The sequence below is a fragment of the Wenyingzhuangia heitensis genome (assembly GCF_011762155.1).
Taxonomy (GTDB): domain Bacteria; phylum Bacteroidota; class Bacteroidia; order Flavobacteriales; family Flavobacteriaceae; genus Wenyingzhuangia; species Wenyingzhuangia heitensis.
Map to the genome: position 1 here is coordinate 1,577,804 of NZ_JAASQL010000001.1, position 25,902 is coordinate 1,603,705.

Genomic DNA, 25,902 nt, shown 5'->3' on the forward strand with positions numbered 1-25,902 from the left:
AATGGTGGTTGTTATTTGTGTTTTAACCATAGTTTACATATTAAAAGACATATAAACCTTTTAAAAACTAGGTTTTAGTCTATCATAGCAACTTGTAAGTAATACAATCGAGTATGTTAAGAATAGATATAATTAATAGAGGGAAGAAAGCTTTTTCAATATATAGTTTTCTGATATTTTTAACAATGTCTCTACACGCTCAATATGGAGGAGGAGATGGTAGTCAAAGCAATCCTTATTTAATAAATTCAAGTACAGATTTAATTCAGCTAACCCAAAATTCTAATCATTGGGACACTTCTTACTTTAAGTTAACCGCTAATATAAATATGGAAGGGTTGAGTTTTACTTCTATAGGAAATTCAATTAAAAAATTTAGCGGATCCTTTAATGGAAACAATAAAACTATTTCGAACCTAACGGTTACCCCTAATGAAGTTAACGAAGGAACTGGCTTTTTTGGAAGCTTTAACGGAACTGTGTTTAATTTAGGTATAGAAAATATAACTATAACTGCTTTAAACATAAATAGAGTAGGTGGTCTTGTAGGTTATATGTCTGGTGGCTCTATTAAGCAGTGTTTTACCAACGGAGGAATTATAAATGTGGGGTCTGCTGGTTGGACTGGTGGTATTGTAGGAGTTATGTGGGACGGAGAAACATGTGTAGTTCAAAACTGTTACAGTTCTACAACTATAACAGCCAATTGGGGATCTGGTGGTGTTGTAGGAGCAACAAGAGGACAACATACAATTGATAAAGTTGCTTTTTATGGAAACATCTCAAATGAGATAGCAATTACAACAGTACAAGATGATGAGCCCACTGGAGGTAAAAATGGAAAAGTACCAACTAACGCTTTTTATGCAAATACAACAGGTGCTTCGGATACTAATGCAACAGCCTTAAGTGATGCAGAACTTTTAGAAGAAAATAATTACATAACTTTTGACTTTTCTAGCATTTGGGAGATTGATGCTATTTATGGTTATGCAATTTTAAAAAGTTTTATAAGTGATGATGAACTTCCGTTTTTTGAAAAAATAAAAACACAAAAAATAACATCAGACAGCAGTGTAGAGTGGAAAAACTTTGGTCCAGGAACTTCCGGATATTGCGAAGAATTTTGGTGCCATCCTACAGATGTAAATGTAATGTTTAGTGGTCCAGACATGCACGCAGCTTTTGGTACTTGGGACAATGGTAAAACTTGGCAGACTTTAAAAGATTATGATGGTACAGGTGTTTCTTTAAGAAGAATTCATGATATCGTTTTTTCAACCCAAAATCCAGATTTTGGACTCTTGCTAGAACGTGAAGGAGAAATTTTTAAAACTTTGGATAGAGGAAGAACATGGTCTCTTATTCAGGATTTAGGGAAAGCACATACCAAAATTGCTATTCACCCAACCAATGATGATATATGGTTTGTGGGGGCAGGAGATTTTTGGAATGTAAAAGAAAATCATAGAAATATTGCAAATCCACATGGATTATTGCAGAGTAGAGCTGATTATGGATACGTTTGGAAAACATCAGATCATGGAGTGACATGGGAGAAAGTAGGGGCTAGTATTTCTTCAAATTTAGATGTTGGTAGAATAATTTTCAATCCAAACGATCCAATAATTATGATAATGGCAACTAGCCATGGAATGTTTAGAAGTACAGATACTGGAGAAACTTGGACAGCAAGTGCAACAGGATTACCTCATAATTTACCTAGAGATTTAACTTCATACTATGATAAAACGACAGGAGAATTTATTTTATACACGGTAGAACAAACAAAATACATTCCAAACGGAACCGAAATTACGACAGAAGGAGGTGTGTATAAAAGTATAGATTCAGGAATAACATGGCAAAGTATTACAGGTAATTTAGGGATTGATTTGCAAACAATTACAGATTATTACGCTAGAGATAGATATCATAAATCGGTTGCTTATTGGTTAGACATATCCAAGTCAGATGCTAAAAATAGCTATACAATCTACCCAACTTCAACCATGCCTGTTTACAATAGGTTGATTGTGAATCCTATAAATAAAAACGAATTGTATCTAGTTCATAATAAAAAACACGATAAAGGTTTTGGTCCAGGTGATGTTTGGAAATCTGAAGATGGAGGCACAAATTGGTTTGCATGTGTACGTAGTGGAGCTTACTGGATTGGTGATGGAAATAAATCTTACTGGGAGTCAAAAAACAACCCAACAGGAGCTAATATAGATTTTGCACATCTACAAGTTTCACAAGATGAAGGTTCTGAAGGATCAGGAGCCAGAATGTTAGCAATTAACTCAGTAGGTGAAGTTTTTACAGGAATAGATCAACAGTTATTACGATCTAACAATAAAGGAGTTTCTTGGTTTCAAATAGATGATGATGAAACTTTTAGCGGAAGTAATAAGTGGATAGGAAGAGGAAATACCAATCTACCAGGTAGGTTTTTGTTATTAGAAACTGGAGTTGAAGGAAGAAAATTATTATGTAGTGGAGAGCATGGGTTGTGGCAAACTACAGATGTAGGAGATTGGCCTGATACAGATGCTGTAGCAGTTGAACAAATAGAAGGTCAAGTACATGACCATAGTGGAAACCAAGGGGCACATTCTATATCTACAGTAGCGGTACACCCTAACAATCCAGATATTATATTTTTCTTGTCATGGAGGCAAGAGCATAGAGGAAAACTAAGAAAATCTATTGATGGTGGACAAACGTGGGAAAACATTGCTACTATTTTTGATGCCGATAATGGATCATGGGAGTCTGTTGCCATGCAGTATTCATTGTTAATAGACCCTATAAACCCTAATAACATGTATTTTACCTCTATATATAAACCGATATCTGAAGTAGGAGGAGGTACTGGTGTAGATTTAACTTTAGGAGAGTATGGAGTGTATCGTTCTAACGATGGAGGTTATACTTGGAATGTTAGTAATGAAGATTTTCCTAGCGGATCTAGTGTAAACAGAATTGCAATGCACCCAGATAATCCGCAGGTTATTTATGCAGCTTTAAATCAATGGAGCAATTCAGATGTTGGTGGTTTGTATAAATCTGTAGATGGTGCTATTAGTTGGACACAACAAAATATACCTACTACCATAACATCCGTAAATAATATTTTTATAGATAGGCATACTAAAGATATGTACATGTCTACAGGAGCAAGATCTGGAGATGCAGAAGCAGGAGGTGTTTGGAAAAGTATAGATGATGGACTAAGTTGGCAAAGAATTTTTGAAGCTCCTTATGTATGGCAAACAGAGGTTTCACCAGCCAATTCAAATATCATAACCATTTCAGTCGCTTCGCAAATTCCTACAAAGGCGAATGAATTTTTAAATCCAGGAGCGTATCTATCTCAAGATGCTGGTATTACTTGGACCAAAATAAATAAAGGATTAGCTCACTCTGATAGAATTGTAGACTTAAAACCAGATCCTGTAGACACAAGTTTGTTATGGTGTGCTGGCTGGGGAAGTGCTTGGTACAAAGCAAAAATTAAGACAACCAATCTAAGTACATCAGAAAAAGTAAAAAGAAATAATAGACTAATGCTGTATCCTAATCCGGTTACAAATAATAATATGTTTATAAGTGGATTAGAATCCAAATCAAATACTTCTTATGTGGTGGTAAATATAATGGGACAAAAGGTACAATCCGGATATATAAATCAAGAAAACATAGAGGTATCCTCACTTAAATCAGGAATGTATATTATTACATTTTGGGTTGATAATACTCCAATTACACGAAAATTTTATAAAAAATAGATAAGAATATAATTAATATGATGAATAAATATTTAAGCGTTTTGTTGATTGCTTTGGTAACCGTTAAAGCCAATGCACAATTTTCTAAAAGTCAGAAAAAGTTTTTTAAAGAAATTAAAAACGAAAGAGTTGTTTCAGATCCTTCTGTAGCATGGGAACAATTTGGGCCAGGAATGTCTGGTTATAACGAAGAGTTTTGGTGTCATCCTACAGATCCAAATGTAATGTTTATGGGGCCAGATATGCATGTAAGTTACGGAACATGGGACAATGGTAAATCTTGGCAGACTATTAAAGATAGTGATGGTGACGGAACAGATATGGAGCGTGTGTTAGATATTACTTTTTCTACGCAGAACCCAAACTTTGGAGTAGCTATAGAACGTGCGGGCGATGTATATACATCTAATGACAAAGGTAAAACATGGCAAGTGATATATTCTATTCCTAGAGTTAAAGGAAAACACATGAGCAATGCACATACTAAAATAGCCATCAATCCTAAAAATGATAAAGAATTTATGATTGGAGCTGGAGATTTTTGGAATGTAAAAAATAATCACAGAAGCTTAAAAAATAGTCATGGTAAATTACATCCAAGAGCAAGCTACGGATATGTTTTAAAAACGACTAATGGAGGAAAAACATTTTCAAAAATAGCAACAAATATTTCTGAAGATTTAGATGTAGGTAGAATTATTTATCATCCTAAAAATCCATCAACAATTTTTATAGCAACAAACTATGGTGTTTTTGTTAGTAACAATGGTGGTGATAAATGGGAAGAAGCTAATAAAGGATTGCCTAATAATTTGCCAAGAGATTTAACATCATATTACAATTCTAAAACAGGAGATTTTGTTTTGTATTTGGTAGAGCAAACTATTTACGAAAAAGCAGGTACTACAACAACAGCTAAAGGAGGTGTGTACAAAAGTAACAATAATGGAAAATCTTGGACAAACATTACGGGTAATTTAGCCATTGATTTAACTAAAATTAGTTTTTCTGCAGAAGCAGATAGATATTACAATGCAATTGGAAATTGGTTTGGAGTGCCTAAAAAACAAATAAAATCACAATTAAAAGATTTACCTACAAAAACATTACCTGTATTTAATCATTTAGTTGTGAATCCAATGAATGAGAATGAGTTGTATGTAAATTTTAACAAAAAACATGATAAAAGTTTTGGAGCAGGAGATTTATGGAAAACAGAAGATGGAGGTAAAACCTGGATTGCTTGTGCTCGTCAGGGAATGTACTGGAAAAGCGGAAAAGACAAAGCGTATTGGGCAAGCAGAAACAATCCTATAGGGACAAATGTAGAGTTTGCACATTTACAAACTTATATGGATAATCAGCCAGAACGTTCAGGGAACCGTATGTTGTCTATTAATAGTAAAGGAGAAGTTTTTATAGGTATAGATCAACAAACATTAAAATCATCAGATCATGGTAAGTCTTGGCAACAAATAGATGATTTTGAAACCTCACCAGGAAGTAAAAAGTGGATTTCTAGAGGAACGAGTGATTTACCAGGAAGGTTTATGTTGCATGAAACTGGAATTAAAGGAAGACGATTATTAGCTAGTGGAGAGCATGGTTTGTGGCAAACTACAGGTTTAGAGGATTGGCCAGATAAACAAGCAGTTGCTGTAGAGCAAATTGATGGTCAGGTTCACGATCATCATGGTGGTCACGGGCAACATTCAACGTCTACTATGGCAGTACATCCTAATGATCCTAATACTATTTTTTCTTTAGCTTGGAGACAAGAGCATAGAGGTAAATTACGAAAAACTACAGATGGCGGTAAAACATGGACAGATATTTCAACTATTTTAGAAGGAAACAATCCAGTATACAGAGGTTTGGTTACTCAGTATTCTTTAACAATAGATCCTAAAGAACCTAACAATATGTATTTTTGTACCATTCGTAAGCCAATTTCTGAAGTTGGAGATGGATCAGCAAAATTAACCAAAGGCGGTTTTGGTTTTTATCGTTCTTTTGATGGTGGATATACTTGGGCATTAAGTAATAACGGATTTCATAAAGGAGCAAGTGTACGTAGAATAAAATTAGATCCTAAAAATTCAACGACAATTTATGCAGCGGTAAATGATAACAATGGAGGTTTGTATAAAACAATCAATAAAGGAACTTCTTGGGAAAAAATGAAAATTCCATCAGAAATACAAGCCGTTAATAATGTATTTGTAGATAGAAATAGCAATAATATATACATAGCTACAGGTCGTAGAACAGGAACCTACGAAGAAGGAGGAGTTTGGAAAAGTAAAAACAATGGAGAGTCTTGGGAACAAATTTTTAAAGCACCCTTTGTTTGGCAAGTAGAAACGTCTCCTTTAGATGAGAATATTATTGTTATAAGTGTTGCTGGGCAAGCAGGAAATGCTAGAGATCAGTTTAAGAATCCGGGGATTTATATTTCTCAAAATGGAGCAAAAAGTTGGACAAAAATAAACAAAGGACTGGGACAACCTAATAAAATGGTGGATGTGAAACCAGATCCATATAATAAAAATGTAGTATGGAGTGCTGCCTGGGGATCAGGTTGGTACGTGGCTTATTTAAACGGATCTAAAAAAGGTTGGTTAAAGGAATAATAATTAAGAAAATTAAAAAGTAAAAAGTTTCTGTGTATAAAGCAGAAACTTTTTGCTTTTTATAGTAATGTCTAGTTTATGTAGTGTTGTTACTTATAGGAATAAGTATTAGTTTGGTAAGTAAACTAAGGAGTGTTGTAAAGATTACAAATAGGATGATTATTTGTAATCTTAACAGCAGCTGTATCAATTTTATTTATGTTTTTCTTACAAAATATAATTATAAGAGTTACTGTTTTGAGGATGATTTTTGATGTTGAGAAAACTATTAAAATTAAAATCTAACAATAAAAATAAACAATAATGAAAAACAAATTCACGTTACTATTTTGGATTCTTTCCTTAACAGTAATGGCACAAAAACCAGTTGTTTGGTTAATTAGTGATGGAGGAAAAAATATTAACGATCCTGATGATATTTCTGCAATTGCAAGTTACTTGTTAATGGCTAATAGGTTTGATACTCGTGCTATTGTGTTGGGAAGTACCACACATCCTTGGAACAAAAATACGTCAGATCAAAAAGAGTGGGCAATTGAAACTTATGGTAAAGCTTACAAAGCAGATTTGCCTAATTTGAACAAATACATTGGTGGTTATCAAAAGGAAATTTCGTTTATGGAGTCTTCTATCAAGGGAATGGGAAAAAGTTTTTCACCCGCTATAGATTATTCTTTAAAAAAGTATCCAAGTATTAAAGCCTTGTTTAAGGAGGTAGATAAAAGTGACCAGATAATTAATGTACTGTGCTATGGTCCTTTAACGGAACAAGCAATCTTGGTAAGTTATTGTATCCAACATAAAAGAAGAGATGTCTTAAATAAAATTAGATTTATCAGTCATTGGACGAGTTCTAATTTTTATGTAGGAACCAAAGAAAATCCAGAACATACACACAATTGTTTTGCTGATGGAACTGCATGCCACTATATGAAACAAAGAGCTTTAGACGGAACCATTAAGTTTTACGAATGTGGCGGAATTGGACAATACGGTATTGTAGAACCTGCTCAAAAAGGAAAAGCCTATTACGATTTATTTAAATCCAGCGAATTAGGAAAAATTTTTGCAGAAGGGAAGTTCAAAAAAAATAGAGTAGACGATTCTGATAGTGCTACCTACTGGGCTTTATTAGGAAATTATGGAGTTTCTTTAAACGACATAGCAAGTAATGGAACCAATTATCCTGAAGTTGAAAAAAAGAATGAATTGGCTTTTGCTAAAAGAGCTAAAGACATACGAAACGAATTGTTAAGACGTTCTAAAGCAGCTTCTGGAATAAACCCCGATGCAATTAGTGTAGATGTTATTGTTCCAGAACACGGAATGGCAGATCCACATGTATGGGTTCAAAATGATACCGTTTTTGCTGTTTGTGGTCACGATGAATCTTGGGAAGGTAAAGGTTCTTTTAGAATGGATCGTTGGGAAGTTTGGTCTACTGTAGATTTAAAAATATGGACTCATCACAGAAATATGAATCCTGCTGATACTTATATAGGAAATCAACCCAATTGTTGGGCAGGTGACATTACAGAAAGAGACGGAAAATACTATTGGTTTTTTTCCAACAGAAATATAGATACGGGCGTTATGGTGGCCGATAAAATTACAGGAGAATACAAAGATTTATTAGGAAAACCTTTGTTGCCTAAAGGAATTGTACCTGTGCATCCTTACGATCCAGAAATTTATATAGAAAATAATGAATATACCATATGCTTTGGTTCGGGTACGTATTATATGGCAACATTGGCTAAGGATATGAAGTCTTTAGAAACAAAACCTAAAGCAATTAAAATTTTTAAAGACGGAAAAAAGTTTTTATCAGAAGACAAGCCTACTTTATTTAAGAGAAACGATTGGTATTATTTAGTGTTTGGAAGTCGCTATGCAATGTCCAAAAAATTATATGGGCCTTATGAGTATAAAGGTGCTTTTTTAAGCGGTGGACACACTAGTTTTTTTGACTGGCATGGACAAAAATATGTGTTGCAAGAAAATCATGATATAAGTGCTTTTTACAGAGGAGCAAGTTTAAAGCCCGTATTCTTTAATGCAGATGATACTATTTTAATTCCAAAGGATGATACCATGTATCCTGCACCAGGAAGACCGTTTAAGTTTATAAACAGTACCATGGGGTGGCAAGCTAATAAGGGAACTAATTTGGTTTTTATAGCCGGAAAAATTAAAGGTGACATAAACAATCCATCAGCGATGATTACAAGTGCACCTTGGTTGTATACTGCATCTAAATTATGTTCTAAAATAACCATCAATATTAAAAATAATACTGCTTCTAAAGAACTTAAAATAGCCTTGTATTCTAGAGATAAAGGTGGCAATTTTTGGTCAAATACAGAGCCAGTAAACTGGGAGAAAGAGCAGTGGATTTCTGTACCTATTACCGCTAATGATGTAGATTTTAAAAGCTATACTGTAGACTTATCTAAATTCAAACACATTAAAGATAAAATTATGCAAGTAGGTATTCAGCCAGCAGTAGGTGTTAATTCTGGAAACTGGACAATAGAAGAAATAATAATTAAGTAAAATAAGAATAAATAAAATGAATAAGTTAATCAAACTTGTACTTGTGCTATTAATAGCTATAAGTGTTAATGCACAAAAAAAGCCCAATATAGTGGTGCTTTTTGCAGATGATATTAGTGCCCGAGAACTGCCTGTTTACGGTTCTACAGTATGGTCTAGACCTATAAAAAGTGGAGGAAAGGGAATTAATACTTCTAATGAAAAACACCGAGCCTTTACGCCAGTATTAAGCAAAATAGCAGAAGAAGGATGTTTTATAGGAACTACGTTTGCTGCAACTATTTGTGGCCCCAGTCGTGCTATGATGATGACAGGTCGCTATGCGCATTTGCACAAATGGTGGCATAATAAAGACAAAGGAAAAGCTCCTAATGGAAAAGGAAGTTGGGATTTGTTTGAGAGTTCTCCATATACCATTGCACACATAGCAAAAAAGGGAGGGTATGCATCATATTGGGCAGGAAAAACACAAATGAATATTGAAGGATTTCCGTTTGATGAAGGATGTTTTACACCAGGAGAAGGATCTTATAACAAAGCCATTCATACCACAGATTTTAGATTAGAAACTAGAAAAGTAGATGGAAAGAAAAAAATATTTAATGCAGACACTAACAAACCCTTAGAGTTTAAATCATATGTGCAGTCTGGTTGGTATTGGAAACCTCATGTACAGTTAATGAATCACCCAGATAACAAAGAGCAGTTTGAATGGTGGCCAAACGATAAAAAATCGAAAAAAGAGTTTGGGTTAAATACCTATGGACCTGATGTGGAATTGGATTATGTTTTTGAATTTATGGAAAGAAAATCAAAAAAAGATGAACCTTTCTTTATTTACCACACCAGTCACTTAGGACACGATGCTTTTGATTTTTTTCACCCAGAATCTAACAATAAATGGCCAGGAACTCCAAAAATTAATTGGGATGGAAAAAAATATACCAGACAAGAACCTAATATTACGGGAGATAATGGAGTGTATGATACACACAACTCTATTACAGAACAAGGAATTCATCACCACGTAAATTATTTAGATTACCAAGTTTGGCAATACATGAATAAGTTTAAAGAATTGGGGATTGAAGACAATACCATTTTTATTTTTTGTGCAGACAATGCGACTAGTGGATACGGAAAATCTATTCCTGTTTCTCAAAGAGGAACTCATGTTCCTTTAATTATTTACGCTCCTGTATTAAAGATGACCAAACAAGGAAAACAAGATGTATTGGCTAATATTTCTGACATTTTACCTACTATTGCAGATATAGGTGGAGTTAAAATTCCAGATTCTTATGAAATTAACGGAAAAAGTTTACTTCCTTTTTTAACAACCAATCAAAAACAACATAGAGAATGGATTTACGGGTATCATATGGATAAAACCATTATTCGTGGAAATCTAGTCTTAAAAGGAGGAAACGGAAAGTGGTATGATGTTAGTAAAACACCAGACGATTTAATTAGTTTTCCTGTAATTACAGACTGGAGCAAGGTTTCTCAAGCACATAGAAATGAAAGAGATCAGTTAAATAAAATTTTACCAAACTACGATTTACACGCAACACAGCACGATGCACCTAAAGGCGGTTATGGAAAAGTAGCTCCTTTGAAATTAAAATAAAAAGTAAAATAGATTTGTGTTACAAAAAGCTCTCTTTAAATTTTAAAGAGAGCTTTTTACATATATAAATAACTATATAACGTGTTAGAGTCTTTGTTTTTAACCATTGCTTATATATAAAAAATCATATAGTATATCTGTAGGCAAATTTATGGAGTATTATAGCTTATTCAAATTAAATAAGTTAAACCATTACTTTAAATAAATAACAGATGAATAAGATGATAAAATTGTTGTTAGCAAGTTTTTTAATAATGTTAACAACTATACAAGCACAAAAAAAACCGAATATTATCCTTTTGTTTGCAGATGATATTAGTGCTAGAGAACTTCCGTTTTATGGATCATCCACTTGGAGTAAAGCACCACAAGGAGGAGATACTAAGGATGTGCAATACCGAGCAAAGACACCTGTTCTAGATCAGTTAGCAAATGACGGTGTTTATATAAAAACAGTTTGGGCATCTACTATATGTGGACCAAGTCGTGCCATGATGATGACAGGACGTTATGCTCACAAGCACAAATGGTGGCACAATAGCGATAAAGGTAAGTGGATAGATGAAAATGGAAAGAAACAAAAAAATGTTCCCTTGTACGTAACTTCTCCATATACTATTGGACGTGTTGCTAAAGCAGGTGGTTATGCAACCTATTGGGCTGGTAAAACTCAAATGCCAGGAGTAGAAAACTTTGGATTTGATGAAGCTTGTTTTACACCTGGAGAAGGTTTAAAGTCTGGAATAAAAAACCCGTTTACAGATTTTAAAATTGTGCAGAAAAAAATAAATGGAAAAAGAGTATTAGTTAACGAAGACACCGGTGTTGAAGTAGATTATTACCAACAATTTGGATGGTATTGGAAACCTCATGTACAATTAATGAATCATCCAAATTCTAAAAAACAATTTCAATATTGGCCTAATACAAAAGAATCAAAAAAGTCTTATGGATTAAATACGTACGGTCCAGATGTAGAGTTAGATTTTATTTTTGATTTTATGACCAGAAAGAAAAGAGAAGATAAACCATTTTTTATATATCACACCTCTCATTTAGGACATGATGGATGGGATTTTTTTAGTAGTGATATTAATAAAAAAACCAGAAATAAATGGCCTGGTACTCCAATTGTTACTTGGAAAAACGGAAAATATATAAGAACGCAACCTAATGTTACAGGAGATGCGGGTAATTATAACACGCATGGAACGGTAACCAAAGGAGGAATTCACAATCATATTAATTATTTAGATTATCAGGTTTGGCTGTATCTAAATAAAATGAAGGAATTAGGGATAGAAGACAATACTATTTTTATTTTTTGTGCAGATAACGGAACAAGTGGATACGGTAAAGGAAGTATTGATGCTCAAAAAGGAACTCATGTGCCTTTTATGATTTATGCTCCTTATTTAAACATGACTAAAAAAGGAGAGCAAGATGTATTGGTAAATTTAGCGGATGTATTGCCTACAATTGCAGATATAGCAGGTGTAGAAATCCCAACAGATTACGAGATAAATGGAGAAAGTATGATTCCGTTTTTAACCACAAATCAAAAAGAACATAGACCTTGGATTTATTCTTATAGCAAAGATAAACAGTTGATTAGAGGTAATAATGTGTTGATTGATGGAAGAAACAAAATATATGATGTTACTAAGAATCCAAAAGATCTAATTAGTTTTCCAGAAGTTAAAGATTGGAGTATGGCCAACAATAAATTAAAACAAGAAAAAAAGGAATTAGAAAAAATACTACCTAGATTTAATTTACATGCAACAGCACATGATGCTCCTGTAAAACCAGAAAAAGTAGCTCCTTTAACATTAAAAAAATAAATCGATATAAAATGAATAGAATCGTAGTTTTAGTTATTGCTGCCTTGTGTAGTATTAACACAAATGCTCAACTAAATAAAAAATATTTTAAATCTCTTAATAACAAACAAGTTACTTCTACAGATTTAGTACAATGGCAACAAGTGGGGCCGGGAATGTCTGGGTACTGTGAAGAGTTTTGGTGTCATCCTACCCAAAAAAATGTAATGATGATGTCTCCAGATATGTACAATACTTATGGTACTTGGGATGGTGGGAAAAGTTGGCATACCGTTAAAGATGTAGATGGTACAGGTAAAGATATGGGGAGAATTAGAAAGTTTGAATTCTCTCATCAAAATCCAGATTTTGGATTTGCTATTTCTGGCAGTGGACAATTGTATAAAACAACTGATACTGGAAAATCATGGAAAGCAATTACTTCTTTTAAAGGTCGTTATTCAGAAATTACAGTAGATCCGTCTAATGATAGAAACTGGTATATAGGTATAGGTGATTTTTGGAATGTAAAAAAGAATTGGAGACATCAAAATGGACAAGTAGGTAAATTGTACAACAATGTAATTTACAGAAGTACTGATAAAGGAACTACTTGGGAAAAGTTTAAAATAGGAGATTTTGAAAAAATTGATATTGGTAGAATTATCGTACATCCAACCAATTCTAAAATTTTAATAGCTGCTACCAATCAAGGAGTATTTAGAAGTACCAATCAAGGAAAAACTTGGGAGGCTAGCGGTAAAGGATTGCCTGTAAATAGACCTAGAGACATAGATGCTTTTTTTGATGAAAAATCTAAGGAATTTGTTCTGTATTTGGTAGATCAAACAGCTTTTGTAGCAAACGGAAAAACAGTAACTACTAAAGGAGGAATTTACAAGAGTACAGATAGTGGTAAAAGTTGGCAAAATATTACAGGAAACTTAGCGGTTGATATGACTAAAATAACCAGCAAAGGATTGCAAAATAAATATTGGAATTCAATAGCTTTTTGGTTTCAAACCAGTGCAAAAAAAATCAAACAAATACATCCTGAACTACCAAATGAAGTATTGGATGTTTGGCACAGAATTCAAGTAAATCCAACCAATAAAAATGAAATTTATATTTCGCATAACAACAAACACGACAAGTCTTTTTTACCAGGTGGTGCATGGAAATCTAACGACGGAGGTAAAACATGGAAAGCGGTAGCAAGAGCAGGTAAATATTGGATTGATGGAAAAGACAATACGTACTGGGAATCAAGAAATAATTCTTTAAACACCAATACAAAATTTGCACACATGCAACCCGAAATGGATAGAAGAGAAGAATCTTGGGGAAATCGTTTCTTAGAATTAAGTGTAGATGGAACAGCGTACATCTGTTTAGATCAACAAGTTTTACAATCAAAAGATGGAGGGAACAGTTGGCAACAAATAGACGATGATGAAACGGCTCCTGGTAGTAAAAATTGGGTAGGACGTGGAGATAGTAATTTACCAGGTAGAAATATGTTATTAGAAACAGGAATAAAAGACAGATATCTTTTAGGAAGTGGAGAACATGGTTTATGGCAAACAGCACCTTTAGGAAATCATCCAGATAAAATGGCGGTAGCTGTCACGCAAATTGATGGACAAATTCGTCACGGAGGGTCTCATTCTCCTGGAGCGATGGCAGTGCATCCAAACAACCCAAACATTATTTATTTTATGTCGTACAGACAAGAGAATAGAGGAATGTTGCGTAAATCTGTAGATGCAGGAAAAACATGGGAAAACATTGCGACTATTTTTGATGCTGATGTGCCACAACACATGCGATTGATTTTTCAGAACTCTTTGATAATAGATCCTGTACACCCCGAAAACATGTATTTCTGTGCAACTCGTAAACCAATATCGCAAGTTGCAGGACCTTATGCTAAAAAACTAACCAAAGGAGATTTTGGTTTTTACCGTTCTTTTGATGGAGGTTATACGTGGGAATTAAGTAACACAGGTTTACATGAAAAAGCAAGTGTGCGTAGAATTATTTTTGACGTAAATAATTCAACAAATTTATATGCTGCAGTAAATGATAATAGTGGAGGTTTGTACAAAACAACCAATCAAGGAAAAAATTGGGAAAAGATGAAAATTCCATCAGAAATACAAAATGTAAACAATGTGTTTATGGATAGGAATACAAAATCTTTATTTATTTCTTGTGGAAACGAAGAAGCTACAGATAAAGGAGGAGGGGTTTGGAAAAGTGAAAATAACGGTGAATCTTGGACAAGAATATTTGAGATGCCTTATGTGTGGCAATGTGAAACGTCTCCAATAAATTCAAAAATAATTACGGTTTCTGTACCCTTACCACCTAAAACAAAAAATAAAAAAGCGCAATTAAATCCAGGAGCCTATGTTTCTTTTGATGCAGGTAAAACGTGGAATAAAATCAATAAAGGTTTGGGGCAACAAGATAGAATTGTTGATTTAAAACCAGATCCATACAGAGAAGATGTTTTTTGGGCATCACAAAAAGGAAGTGGTTGGTTTATTGGTTATTTAAAAGGAACTAAAAAAGGGTGGTCAAAAAAATAAGAGCATCAATGTTTAAGTATTAGTTACGATATATGTTAAAAAATAAATTAAATCTATCAAAATGAAGAAGTTATTAATGTCATTAATTTTGTTTTCCTCAATATTTGTATCAAAGGCACAAACAAAATTTGCAAGTATTTTTAACCATCATATGGTTTTGCAAAGAAATACAGAAATTAATATTTGGGGAACCGACAAGCCAAACTCAACTGTTGAGGTTACAGGAAGTTGGGGGGCAGAAGCCAAAGTGAAAACGGATAAAAAAGGAATTTGGAAAACAAAACTAAAGACAGACAATGCAGGGGGGCCTTATACGCTAGCAGCAAAAGGTTCTGAGCAAATAATTTTAGAAGATATCTTACTAGGCGAAGTTTGGATTTGTACTGGACAATCTAACATGGCTATGTCTTTAAAAGGAGGACCAGGACAACATATAGAAGATAGTAACGATTTAATTTTAAATAGTACAAATAAAAATATTAGGTTTTTTACAGTAGAAAAAGCTGTAAGTAGAGAACCTTTAGATAGTTGCAAAGGAAGTTGGGAAGTGTCTTCTCCTAAAACAGTGGCTAATTTTAGTGCTGTAGGATATTCTTTTGGATTAAGATTGCAAAAATATTTAAATGTACCTGTGGGGTTAATTTCTAGCAACGTTGGTGGAACTCCAGCACAAGCTTGGACTCCTATAGAAACGATTGAGGCTGAGTTTCCTGAGTTAAAAAAAGATTTTATAAAAAAGGAAAATACCAAAACAGCAACCGTTTTATATAATGGAATGATTCACCCCTTAATTCCTTATACTATAAAAGGTGCTATTTGGTATCAGGGAGAAGGAAATAGATGGAATCCGGAGCAATATTCAAGATTATTTCCTGCGATGATTAAAAGTTGGAGAAGTAATTGGAAACAAGGAGCATTTCCATTTTATTTTGTACAGTTAGCTCCTTATGGAAATAAATTAGAAGGTTGGGTTGGTGTACAACAAGCTCAGTTAAAAACAATGTTAACAGTTCCTAATTCTGGAATGGCTGTTATTAATGATATAGGTTATAAAACAAGAATCCATCCTCCTAAAAAGAAAGAAGTTGGTCAGCGTTTGGCTTTGTGGGCTTTGGCTAAAGATTATGGAGTAGAAGGAATTGCTTATTCTGGACCTATTTACAAGTCTATGAAAGTTAAAGGAGCTAAACTCTTAGTAGAATTTAGTCAAGCTTCTTTAGGAATTACAAGTATGGGAAAAGAATTGATAGATTTTGAGATTTCGGGTGCAGATGGTGTTTATCATTCTGCAAAAGCTAAAATTACTACTAGAGGAAGTGTTTTGGAAGTTTGGAGTGATAAAATTCAAAACCCTAAAAACGTTCGTTACGGATGGAAAAGTTATATAGAAGGAAGTTTGTTTAATACCGCAGGTCTGCCAGCATCAAGCTTTACTACAGAAGATTGGGATACTGTTTTTAAAAATAAAAATTAATGAATTACATTAAAATAGTACAAGTTCTAGTTGTTGTTTTAGGAATTACAACTGTTAAAGCAGAAGTTGTTTTGCCTAAATTCTTTAGTGATCATATGGTATTGCAAAGAAATAACAACAATCCTATTTGGGGAACAGCTCAAAAAGGGGAGAAAATTATGGTTTCTATAGCAGGACAATCCCATCAAACTAAAGCAGATAAAAATGGCTATTGGAAAATAAGATTGGATAAAATGAAAGCGGGTGGTCCTTACAAATTAATTGTACAAGGGGATAATAAAATAGAATTAAATGATGTTTTAATAGGTGAAGTTTGGTTGTGTTCAGGACAATCTAATATGGGGTGGAAAGTAGGAGGTACCACCTATGCTGATTTAGAAATAGCATCGGCAAATTATCCCAATATAAGATTGTTAAAAGCTCCTTTACAAGGCAGTCTTACCAAACAATATGATTTAGATGCACAATGGGAAAAATGCTCACCAGAAAATGTGGGAAGTTTTTCTGCAAATGGTTACTTTTTTGGACGAAGATTACATCAAGTTTTAGGAGTGCCTATTGGTTTGATTAATGTGGCTTGGGGAGCATCAGCTTTAGAAACATGGATTCCTAGAGAAGCTATGGATGCAGCAGGAACATATACCGAAATGTTATCGCAATGGGATGAGCGTATGTCTAATTTTACGGATAAAACTTTAAAAAAAGAAACCAAAGCTTATGAGGTATGGGTTAAATCAGGTAAAAAAGGGAAGAATATGAGTCCTGTAAGAGATCATAGAATTGGCCAAAATACACCTGCCAATGGTTTTAATTATATGGTACATCCTATTTTGGGTTACGGAATTAAAGGGGCTATTTGGTGTCAGGGAGAAACTAATTTAGGTCGTTCATATCAATATCGTAGAATGTTTCCATTGCTAATTAATACGTGGAGAGAATTATGGGGACAAGGAGATTTTTCTTTTTATTGGATTCAAGTTGCAGGAATGAAAACAAAACCAACAGCTCCAGAACAAAGTTATTGGGCAGAAATGAGAGAAGCACAAACCATGACGTTAAAACTTCCTAATACAGCAGAAGCAGTTGTGTATGATTTAGGAGAAGGAAATAATATTCATTTTAAAGACAAACAAAGTTCAGCAAATAGATTGGTGTTACATGCTTTGTCTAAAGATTATAATTATAAAATAAAAGCAAATAGTCCTAGTTATGAGTCTATGAAAGTTAAGGGGAATAAAATAACGATTACCTTTAAAGATGTATCTTCTAAATTATATGCTTTTGATGTTTCTACAGTAAAAGGATTTACAATTGCTGGAAAAGATCAAAAATTTGTATTTGCAAAGGCCAAAATTATCGGAAAAAATAAAGTAGAAGTTTTTGCGAATGAAATAGAGAATCCTGTAGCGGTACGTTTTGCGTGGGCTAACAATCCAGATGCAAATTTATATGATAAAACGAATCTACCTGTAACAGCATTTCGTACAGATAATTGGCATGGAATTTCTTATCAAAAGGAAAAGGCTAACAGATAAAATAGACTTAACATAAAGAAGAAAAAGGTTTCTAGTTTTATTAGAAACCTTTTTCTTTTTTATGTTTTATACCTTAAGTATACTTAGCTTCTAATAGCTTAAGATATGCAGCACTTTTTTTAACAGCATCCTCTCCTGCAATTTCAAGAGTAGAATAGCCGTTAAATCCAATTTTCACTAGCTCTTTATAAATTTCATCAATATTAATAACTCCAGACCCTAAGGGGATTAAAGACATTCCACAACCAAAAACCTTACCTCTTTGTGCATTATATTCTTCTGGTAAATCTTTCCAGTGAACATGTTCAATTTTGTCTCCTAGTTTCTGAATCATTTCAATAGCATCACCACCTCCTAGCCATAAGTTTCCTGTATCTAAATTAATTCCTAAAGCATCAGAATCACAAGCATCTATAATACGTTCCATATAATTTACGGAATCTGTATATTTTCCATGAGGTTCTAACAGTATTTTTACACCGTAATCTTTTGCTACTTGTAAAGGTTCGTGTAATTTTTCCTTGATAGAAAAGATAGCTTCCGCATCTGAAAGATTGTGTCCAAAATTTGTATGAGCATCTCCCTCGGTAGTAATTACGTGTTTTATACCAATTGCAGCAGCCATTTTAACAGCTTTTATAATTTGAGAAGTTCCATAACGCCAAGGTGCAGTGGCATCAAGTAATGTTGCGTGTGCACAAACACTTGTAATTTTAACACCTCTAGATTCAAACAAACGTTTGATGTCAAAGGCATTTGCATCCAAACTAGCAACTGCGTTAAACCCAAAATGAGAACCCAAACAAGCTCCGTCTGCATTGTCTGTAACATCTGCAAATTCAAATCCCCAGTCTTTAATTTGATCTACTTGTTGCTCTAATGTTTGAAAAGGATTGATTAGTGCAAAGCAGCCTACTTTAATTGCCATAATTTTAAAATTTATAGGTTATTAATTATCGTCTTTTTACTTTAACTCTTACTGCCCATTTTTCCCAACTTAGAATCATTTTTTGAAGTTTTTTAGGATATTCCTTAGCTAAATTATCTAGTTCTGTAGGGTCGTTTTTTAAGTTGTATAATTCCCAATTCTTATCTTCTAAATCTCTAGAGTATACAATTTTCCAATCTCCTTTTCTATAGGCTTTGTTAGTACCATGTTCCATAAACCAAGTATCACGATCTAATTTTTTACCCTTAAAAACGGGAACTAAACTCGTTCCTTCTATAGGTTGTATTTTATTTTGATTGTACGTTTTAGGGTATTGGCTTTTAGAAACTTCTATAAGAGTGGGCATAATATCTATAATACTAGCAATATCATTTTTAATGGTGTTTTTACCCTTAATTCCTTTTGGCCAATGTGCAATAAATGGAGTAGCAGATCCTCCTTGATGTCCATATTTTTTGAATTTTCTATACGGAGCATTACTCAGGTTTGCCCAAGATTGGCCATAAGTTATTTCTGTATTGATAAGGGCTTCGGCACCTTTTAATTGCTGCTCTTTTATATATTTTTTTCTTTTGGCAATAGATTCTTGCATTAAAGAAGCTCCCCAACTAGAGGTAATATCGTAGGTTTCTTTAGAACCTCCATTGTCTGATAAGAATAGAATTAATGTGTTTTCTAACTCTCCTTCTTTTTTTAATTTTGTTATAATTTTACCAATCCCTTGATCCATTAAATCAATTTGCGCTGCAAAAATTTGCATTCGTAACGCTTGCATTTTTTTATTTTCTACGTGATCCCAAACCAGAGCTTCTTTGTCTCGTTCACTTAGTTTTGCGTTGGGTGAAATAAGCCCCATTGTTTTCATTCTTTCTAATCGTTCAGCTCTTAGAACATTCCAACCTTTGTCATATACTCCTTCATAATCCTTTACTGTTTCTTCTAAAGCATGTAGTGGCCAATGTGGTGCGGTATAAGCAACATAGAAAAAGAATGGCTTTTCCTTTTTTGTCTTAAAATGTTCATTTAAAAAAGAAACTGTAGAGTCTGAAATTGCATTTGTGTAATAAAAATCATCCTCTGGTTTTATATCAACTTTTTTATTGTTGTAGAATAAAAATTCTGGATTAAAATAATTTGTACCTGCTACATTCCCATAAAATTTATCAAAACCTCTTTGCTTAGGCCAAGCATCTATTTTATCAGTTGTTCTGGAGCTAGATAAGTGCCATTTACCCGTCATATAAGTAGCGTAACCATTCGTTTTTAATGCTTCAGCAATTGTTACAGCATTGGTGCTTAAGTTAGCACCTCTACCTACCATGCCACCTATTCCTGCTTGATGTGGGTAAAGGCCAGTAACTAGAGCAGCTCGCGTAGGACAACACCTTGCATTGTTGTAAAATTGATTGAGCCTAATTCCGTTTTTAGCCAATCTATCTAGGTTGGGAGTTTTAGCTTCTCCTCCGTAACAACCTAGGTCAGAATACCCCAGATCATCAGCTAAAATTAAAATGATGTTAGTTTTTTTTTGAGCGGATAATTGAAAACACATTATTAGTAATAGTAGATGTATAATTGTATTTGCAGTTTTTGACATAGCTTTTACTTTACAATTAGCTTCGTTCTCATGGTAAATGAGTGTCCCGGGAATGTACAAACAATCCAATATTGACCAGGTGTACTAGGTGCAGTAAAGTAGATAGATTCTTTACTCTCAGGGCCTACAATTCCTGAATGAAAAAGTACCAAGTCACTATCTGGAACATAGTTCATTTCGGGTCCGTCTAAGCCTAATTGCAAAGCCATCGTCCCTACCGTATCGGGAGTATCTACACCAGGTTTCATAATAACAACATTGTGCAGCATATCGTCATTATTGGTTAATGTTAATTGTATTTTTTGATTTCGTTTAATTTCTATTTTTTCTAAATTAAATTTTAAACCAGGTACGGTTCCTAACGTTATTTTTTGATCTATTTTTTTCCAGCTAGTAGGTTTTTTAGTAATACGCTTGGGTTGTTCTAATTTTTTAGTACCCTCCATTAGCATGGTCATTTGATGTGATTTTAACTCTCCACCTGGAACTTGATTTAACGTATAATAACCCGTATTATGTAGTAATAGCTCTCCGTTTGTTGAGGTTAAATTAGGAATTGCCAATTGATGAATGTATCCTAAGCGCATACCGTGTACTGTTAGTTTTACCGTTAAGCCATCTTTAGAAACTTCAGCCTTGTGTACCATTGCATTTTTTTTATCTACAATAGGACTTCCATATTCTTCATGGTATTTATAGGTAAATGTTGCCATTTTGTAATTTACAATGTCTTTGGCCATTTTTTTGTTTACAGGTTTTGTAAATTCCAGTTCAAAACCATCATCTAAAGCTTTCATGGTTTTAATTTCAAAAGGAGTTTTACCTGTCCATACCAAACGTTGTAATCCATACGATTTTCTACCTGTTGCACCCCAGCCTCTACTTGTCATTCCAACAAACATACTATTGTCTTTTGCCCAAACCATTCTTAGTATTCCAGATGAAAAACCTTCTACAAAACCAAAAGCTGCACCTTGATATACACCGTTTACTTTTTCTGAAAACACACGTACAATTTTGCTTTGTCCTTGGTCTCCAACAAGCTGTTGTCCTTCAAAAGGTCCAAATTTTCCTCCTGTGGTATCGTATAAAATATCAGAAGTAGATATTCCTAAAATAGTATGAGGTAGCCAAACTGCTGGTGTTTTTAATTCTTTAACTTCCTTAGCATATTCGTACATAGAAAGGTGGTCGGATTTTATAGTTTCAGGTTTTAGTTTTAAAGGAGAATTTGGTTCGTCTGTCCAAATTAGTCCTGCAGGGTTTCCTACAAAATCTCCTTTTTCAACATGTGTAATCCAACCAGATCCAATCCAATCTCCTTGATTTTCTGAATAGAAAAAATCACCATTAGGAGCAATGGTAAATCCAACAGGACCTCTAAAACCAGTAGCGATAGGAGTCATTTTTCCTTCGGGTGTAATTTTTAATAACCAAGCTCTCCATTTGGCTTTACTATAAGCTTTTCCTGCATAGGTACAATTCATGTGAACGTACATATTTCCATCTTTATCTATTTTAGGTCCGTAAGAATATTCGTGGTAATTACCAGATAAAGGCCAAGAGTAAATTGTTTTTAAAACATCAGCTTCTCCATCATTATCTTTGTCTATATATTGTGTAAGTTCTCCTCTTTGACTAGCAAAAAAACTATTGTCTTTGTATGCCAATCCAAGAGTTTCGTGCATTCCTTGAGCAAATAATTTGTATGTCGGTTTGGGAGATGTTGGTTTGTCAATTAGCCAAATTTCTCCTCTTCTTGTAGCAACACCTAATTTATTATCATCCGTTAAAGCAAGTCCTCCTACTTCTAAAACAATATCATCAGGAATAGGAACGTTTACTATTTTGTAAAATTCAGATTCTTTTTCTGCTTGCTCTTTGTTAAGTGTCTTTTTTTTGTTTTGAGCTACTATTATTTGGCTTATAGAAAGTACAAATAATAAGAATATATGTTTGTATGTGTTTTTCATCTTTTTATTTTTTACCAGATAATATCGTAGTTAACTTTTTGTTTTCCAGAAGGGATTTTTATAATTAATTCTTTTCCTTTTCCTTTAGAGCGAATAATAGGTTGGATGTTTTTGTTACCAGAAAAATCAATAAAAATATTTTGATTTAAAATAAGATAAGTTCCGTCAGGTAAGATTTCTATAGCATCTGCTTCTGTTATTTTATGCCAAACTCCATTTTTAGAATCGGTCGTAATTTCTCTAGTTAATTTTCTTTCAGAGGTTGAAGGCGTAAATTTGTTGGCTATTTTATCCCCGTTAATTTCACGTAGAAAAGTTGGGTTTTTAAATTCATCAAACTCATATCCTTTTTGTTCCAGCTCAATACCTTCGGGAATTGTAGTTGGCCAAATGCTATTTTCATTTTTTAAGAAAGCAAAATCCACATCGCCATGAAAAGGAATGATAGCTCCTTCGGGAAAAGCCAATTGCCCAGCACCTCTACCGTACCACATATGAGTAGCATTTACAAAACCACCATTCCAAATTTGTAATAAAGATCCTACAGCTAAATCGTAAGAATAGTTAGTGTTTTGTGGATGTCCTACAGAAATACAATGTGTTCTTTTGTAGTCTTTGTGCATTAAAAAACTACGTTGAACAACGGTTCTATCAGGCTTGTGTTTTAAAACAATAAAATGCATATCATTAATTTCTTTCTCTTTTTTAGACGTTTTATAAGTTGCCAAAGAATATCGCTGTAAGTGTTCACCTTCTGCATACAATTCAAACGCTCTATTTCTTGTAGAGTTTTTATTGTAGGCTATTACAAATGGAGTTTTTCCTTGTTTTAGGTGTATAGTCGTTTTTTGAGGAGAAGGAATTGTGTTTTCATGTCCTGAGCTAGACATGTTAAAATTAAAAATTTCTTGATTACCAATACTCATAAAACCACCTCCACTAACAAACATGGTAAATAAATATTCTGCATTTTCAGGTATGTTAAAAGTTCCGCTATATACAATTAAGTTTTTAGCATTCTTTTTTAAATCTGTTAAAGGAGATATTGTTTTTACGTTTTTTTTACGAATTGTTTTTAGCTCTAAAAGACTCGCTGTGTTTTCTATTTCTTTAGGAGATTTTTTAACTTCTGATAGGATGTTTTCTGGCTGTAAGCTTGAAAAAGTATTTAATTTATAGCGAATATTTTTAAATGCAATGGCTTTATTTGTAGCCTGAATAACCAAAGGCCCCATAGCTACTTCTTTAGTAAAAATAGCACCTAACGAAGGTTTTAAAATAGCTATGTTTTGAAGGACCAAGTTGTTGTTTACAACGATTTCTTCAAAATGTGCATTTCTAATTTTATTTCCATCAGTATCAAATTTTGGAGCTTGAAATACAATTTTTACATGTTGCCACAAACCAGGAGCTTTTGCCATGTTTTGTGTAGTAATCATTTTTTGTTGTTCTATATTTCCAATATTTTGAATTGAGTTTTTAGTGTTGCTCCAACTATCGTTTAGTAAAACTTTATACCTTCCTTGTAAATAAATACCGGATTGTACTCCTTTACTTAACATTACATCAAACTCAAGCTCAATATTTCCATGTTCTTGTTTGCTAATAAGATTTTGATTTTTTTTAGACCTTTTAAGGTTGGTTAAAACACCTTTTCCTTTTTTAGATAGGATTAATTTATTTTCTTTTCTGTTTATGGATACATTTTTAGTAATCATCCAATTTTTACTGCTCTTTTTAAAAGCTTTTAAATTGGTTAATTCTATAGTAGAATGTTTTAGTTCTTCTTTTTTTAGTTTTTCTTCTTGTGCAAAACAATGTGTAGTTGCAAATATGGTAGATAGAAATAAATAGATTAATAATTTATTTTTCATTTTGAGTTTTTTTAGTCAGGTAATTTTTTAGATGACTGTTTTAAGAAATTTTATTATTTGTTTTCTACTAAAAAAACAAATAGGGCACTTACAAATGTAGCAAAGGTTTTTATTTAAATTGTTTGTTTCAGTTCGGTGAAACAAATCAGACAATTTAGAAATACCAGCGTTTGTTAGGGTTTTTCTGGTTTTTATTCTTTTTTAAAAACCATAAGCTTCTTTTTTTTAGACATTTGATCTTATTGTTTAGTTTAATAAACAACTAAATTGCTACTTATTATTTTGTTTGATTTATTTCAGTTTGTTTTATGTTAGAAAAAATACAGCCTTATAAAGAAGAAGCTATTGTTTACCATGCAGATACCTGTTTGTCGTTAACAGATGCGGTACGCAGAAACAAAGTAGAGCTTAAAGCTTTAGGCAGATTTACATATCCGGGAGATAGACTGGATGAAGACACTATAGGTTTAAATAGTATTGGTTATTGGAATGCGAGTATTCCACAAGATTGGGGATTAGATTGGCATCGGAACGAAGGAATAGAGTTTCAATTTTTAGAATCTGGATCAATGCCCTATGGACAGGAAGGCAAAGAAATGGTGTTAATGCCAAATTATTTAACAGTAATTCGTCCTTGGGAAGTACACAGAGTTGGCAATCCTACTATAGGAATGGGAAAGTTTTTTTGGTTTATTATTGATTTGGGAGTAAGAAGACCTCATGAAGAATGGGTTTGGCCAGATTGGATTACACTTACTTCAAAAGACTTATGTAGACTCACAACTATTTTAAGACAAAATGAAAAAACAACTTGGAAAACAGATGATAAGATTTTGGATTGTTTTAAAAATATAGAGCAAGCCATTAAAACGTATAAAAAAGGAAATAGTGCTTCTAAGTTAAGAGTGTTGATTAATTATTTGTTGGTGTTAATGTTGGAATTGTTAGATACAGGTGATGTTATTTTAAATGAATCATTAACCGATAGTTCTAGGAGTGTTGCTTATTTTTTAAAAGAATTAGATAGTGATTTGTCTAAAGATTGGACAATAAAAAGTATGGCAAATTCCGCAGGAGTAGGGGTAACTCGTTTAACACATCACTGCAAAAAGTTAACAAATTTAACTCCTATGAAATACTTGTTTCTTAGACGATTGGAGGTTGCAAAGACAATATTGAAAGAGAATAAAGAGTTTACGGTTAGTGAAATAGCTTATAAATGTGGTTTTTCTAGCAGTCAGTATTTTTCTACCATATTTAAAAAATACGAAAAGTGTACTCCTAAAGAATATCAACAAAAAATAAAATAAGTATGTGTGATATATTTCACTGAATAGTAACATACAAAAAACATGCTTTAATTGTTTAATTTCACGGGATGTTTTGTCCAATATTCTCTCTTTAAATTTATAAAAAGAGCTTTGTATGGAAAGATAATCAATAGTGAAGTTTTTAAAAATAGATACTAAA

13 protein-coding genes are annotated in these 25,902 nt (G+C 33.2%); 9 read left to right on the forward strand and 4 right to left on the reverse strand.

The window, feature by feature from the left end:
* The first annotated feature begins 185 nt into the window (after positions 1-185).
* From FHR24_RS06645 to FHR24_RS06680, 8 genes are all read left to right on the forward strand, one after another.
* The gene (locus FHR24_RS06645; RefSeq protein ID WP_167185691.1) at positions 186-3,794 is read left to right on the forward strand and encodes a T9SS type A sorting domain-containing protein; all 3,609 of its coding nucleotides are present in this window, start codon (positions 186-188) and stop codon (positions 3,792-3,794) included.
* Between the two features lie 17 nt (positions 3,795-3,811).
* Complete coding sequence (locus tag FHR24_RS06650) at positions 3,812-6,427, forward strand: WD40/YVTN/BNR-like repeat-containing protein (protein WP_167185694.1); 2,616 nt, start codon at positions 3,812-3,814, stop codon at positions 6,425-6,427.
* 303 nt (positions 6,428-6,730) lie between these two features.
* Positions 6,731-8,983 (forward strand): family 43 glycosylhydrolase, encoded by a 2,253-nt coding sequence (locus FHR24_RS06655; protein ID WP_167185697.1) that lies wholly within the window; start codon positions 6,731-6,733, stop codon positions 8,981-8,983.
* Between the two features lie 16 nt (positions 8,984-8,999).
* Positions 9,000-10,613, forward strand: coding sequence for a sulfatase-like hydrolase/transferase (locus tag FHR24_RS06660; protein ID WP_167185700.1), 1,614 nt, complete (start codon positions 9,000-9,002; stop codon positions 10,611-10,613).
* 212 nt (positions 10,614-10,825) lie between these two features.
* Positions 10,826-12,457, forward strand: coding sequence for a sulfatase-like hydrolase/transferase (locus tag FHR24_RS06665; RefSeq protein ID WP_167185702.1), 1,632 nt, complete (start codon positions 10,826-10,828; stop codon positions 12,455-12,457).
* A gap of 11 nt (positions 12,458-12,468) precedes the next feature.
* Complete coding sequence (locus FHR24_RS06670; RefSeq protein WP_167185705.1) at positions 12,469-15,030, forward strand: WD40/YVTN/BNR-like repeat-containing protein; 2,562 nt, start codon at positions 12,469-12,471, stop codon at positions 15,028-15,030.
* Positions 15,031-15,091: 61 nt separating this feature from the next.
* A complete protein-coding gene (locus FHR24_RS06675) occupies positions 15,092-16,504 on the forward strand; it encodes a sialate O-acetylesterase (protein ID WP_167185708.1) in 1,413 nt (470 codons plus the stop codon).
* On the forward strand, positions 16,504-18,039 hold the full coding sequence (locus FHR24_RS06680; protein ID WP_167185711.1) for a sialate O-acetylesterase: 1,536 nt from the start codon (positions 16,504-16,506) through the stop codon (positions 18,037-18,039). Before FHR24_RS06675 ends, FHR24_RS06680 begins: the two co-directional genes overlap by 1 nt.
* A gap of 73 nt (positions 18,040-18,112) precedes the next feature.
* On the opposite strand, the gene FHR24_RS06685 is transcribed toward FHR24_RS06680, so the two are convergent.
* Genes FHR24_RS06685 through FHR24_RS06700 form a run of 4 tightly spaced genes read right to left on the reverse strand, consistent with a single transcriptional unit; the run spans position 18,113 to position 24,432 of the window.
* Entirely contained in the window at positions 18,113-18,967 is an 855-nt protein-coding gene (locus tag FHR24_RS06685) for a sugar phosphate isomerase/epimerase family protein (RefSeq protein ID WP_167185714.1), read from the reverse strand.
* A gap of 25 nt (positions 18,968-18,992) precedes the next feature.
* A complete protein-coding gene (locus tag FHR24_RS06690) occupies positions 18,993-20,540 on the reverse strand; it encodes an arylsulfatase (RefSeq protein ID WP_208412294.1) in 1,548 nt (515 codons plus the stop codon).
* Positions 20,541-20,590: 50 nt separating this feature from the next.
* Positions 20,591-22,558: a sulfocyanin-like copper-binding protein gene (locus tag FHR24_RS06695; RefSeq protein ID WP_167185717.1), complete on the reverse strand. Its 1,968-nt coding sequence runs from the start codon at positions 22,556-22,558 to the stop codon at positions 20,591-20,593.
* Between the two features lie 11 nt (positions 22,559-22,569).
* Positions 22,570-24,432, reverse strand: a complete 1,863-nt coding sequence (locus FHR24_RS06700) for a 3-keto-disaccharide hydrolase (protein ID WP_167185720.1) — start codon at positions 24,430-24,432, stop codon at positions 22,570-22,572.
* Positions 24,433-24,740: 308 nt separating this feature from the next.
* On the opposite strand from FHR24_RS06700, the gene FHR24_RS06705 reads away from it, so the two are divergent.
* Positions 24,741-25,742, forward strand: coding sequence for a helix-turn-helix transcriptional regulator (locus FHR24_RS06705; protein ID WP_167185723.1), 1,002 nt, complete (start codon positions 24,741-24,743; stop codon positions 25,740-25,742).
* Positions 25,743-25,902: the final 160 nt, after the last annotated feature.

Excerpts from the sequence above, each read along its gene's own strand:
- FHR24_RS06690 (WP_208412294.1), bottom strand. The coding sequence starts at position 20,540 with ATGTGTTTTCAATTATCCGCTCAAAAAAAAACTAACATCATTTTAATT.
- FHR24_RS06660 (WP_167185700.1), top strand. The coding sequence starts at position 9,000 with ATGAATAAGTTAATCAAACTTGTACTTGTGCTATTAATAGCTATAAGT.
- FHR24_RS06670 (WP_167185705.1), top strand. The coding sequence starts at position 12,469 with ATGAATAGAATCGTAGTTTTAGTTATTGCTGCCTTGTGTAGTATTAAC.
- FHR24_RS06700 (WP_167185720.1), bottom strand. The coding sequence starts at position 24,432 with ATGAAAAATAAATTATTAATCTATTTATTTCTATCTACCATATTTGCA.
- FHR24_RS06655 (WP_167185697.1), top strand. The coding sequence starts at position 6,731 with ATGAAAAACAAATTCACGTTACTATTTTGGATTCTTTCCTTAACAGTA.
- FHR24_RS06650 (WP_167185694.1), top strand. The coding sequence starts at position 3,812 with ATGATGAATAAATATTTAAGCGTTTTGTTGATTGCTTTGGTAACCGTT.
- FHR24_RS06645 (WP_167185691.1), top strand. The coding sequence starts at position 186 with ATGTCTCTACACGCTCAATATGGAGGAGGAGATGGTAGTCAAAGCAAT.
- FHR24_RS06675 (WP_167185708.1), top strand. The coding sequence starts at position 15,092 with ATGAAGAAGTTATTAATGTCATTAATTTTGTTTTCCTCAATATTTGTA.
- FHR24_RS06665 (WP_167185702.1), top strand. The coding sequence starts at position 10,826 with ATGAATAAGATGATAAAATTGTTGTTAGCAAGTTTTTTAATAATGTTA.
- FHR24_RS06685 (WP_167185714.1), bottom strand. The coding sequence starts at position 18,967 with ATGGCAATTAAAGTAGGCTGCTTTGCACTAATCAATCCTTTTCAAACA.
- FHR24_RS06705 (WP_167185723.1), top strand. The coding sequence starts at position 24,741 with ATGTTAGAAAAAATACAGCCTTATAAAGAAGAAGCTATTGTTTACCAT.
- FHR24_RS06680 (WP_167185711.1), top strand. The coding sequence starts at position 16,504 with ATGAATTACATTAAAATAGTACAAGTTCTAGTTGTTGTTTTAGGAATT.
- FHR24_RS06695 (WP_167185717.1), bottom strand. The coding sequence starts at position 22,558 with ATGAAAAACACATACAAACATATATTCTTATTATTTGTACTTTCTATA.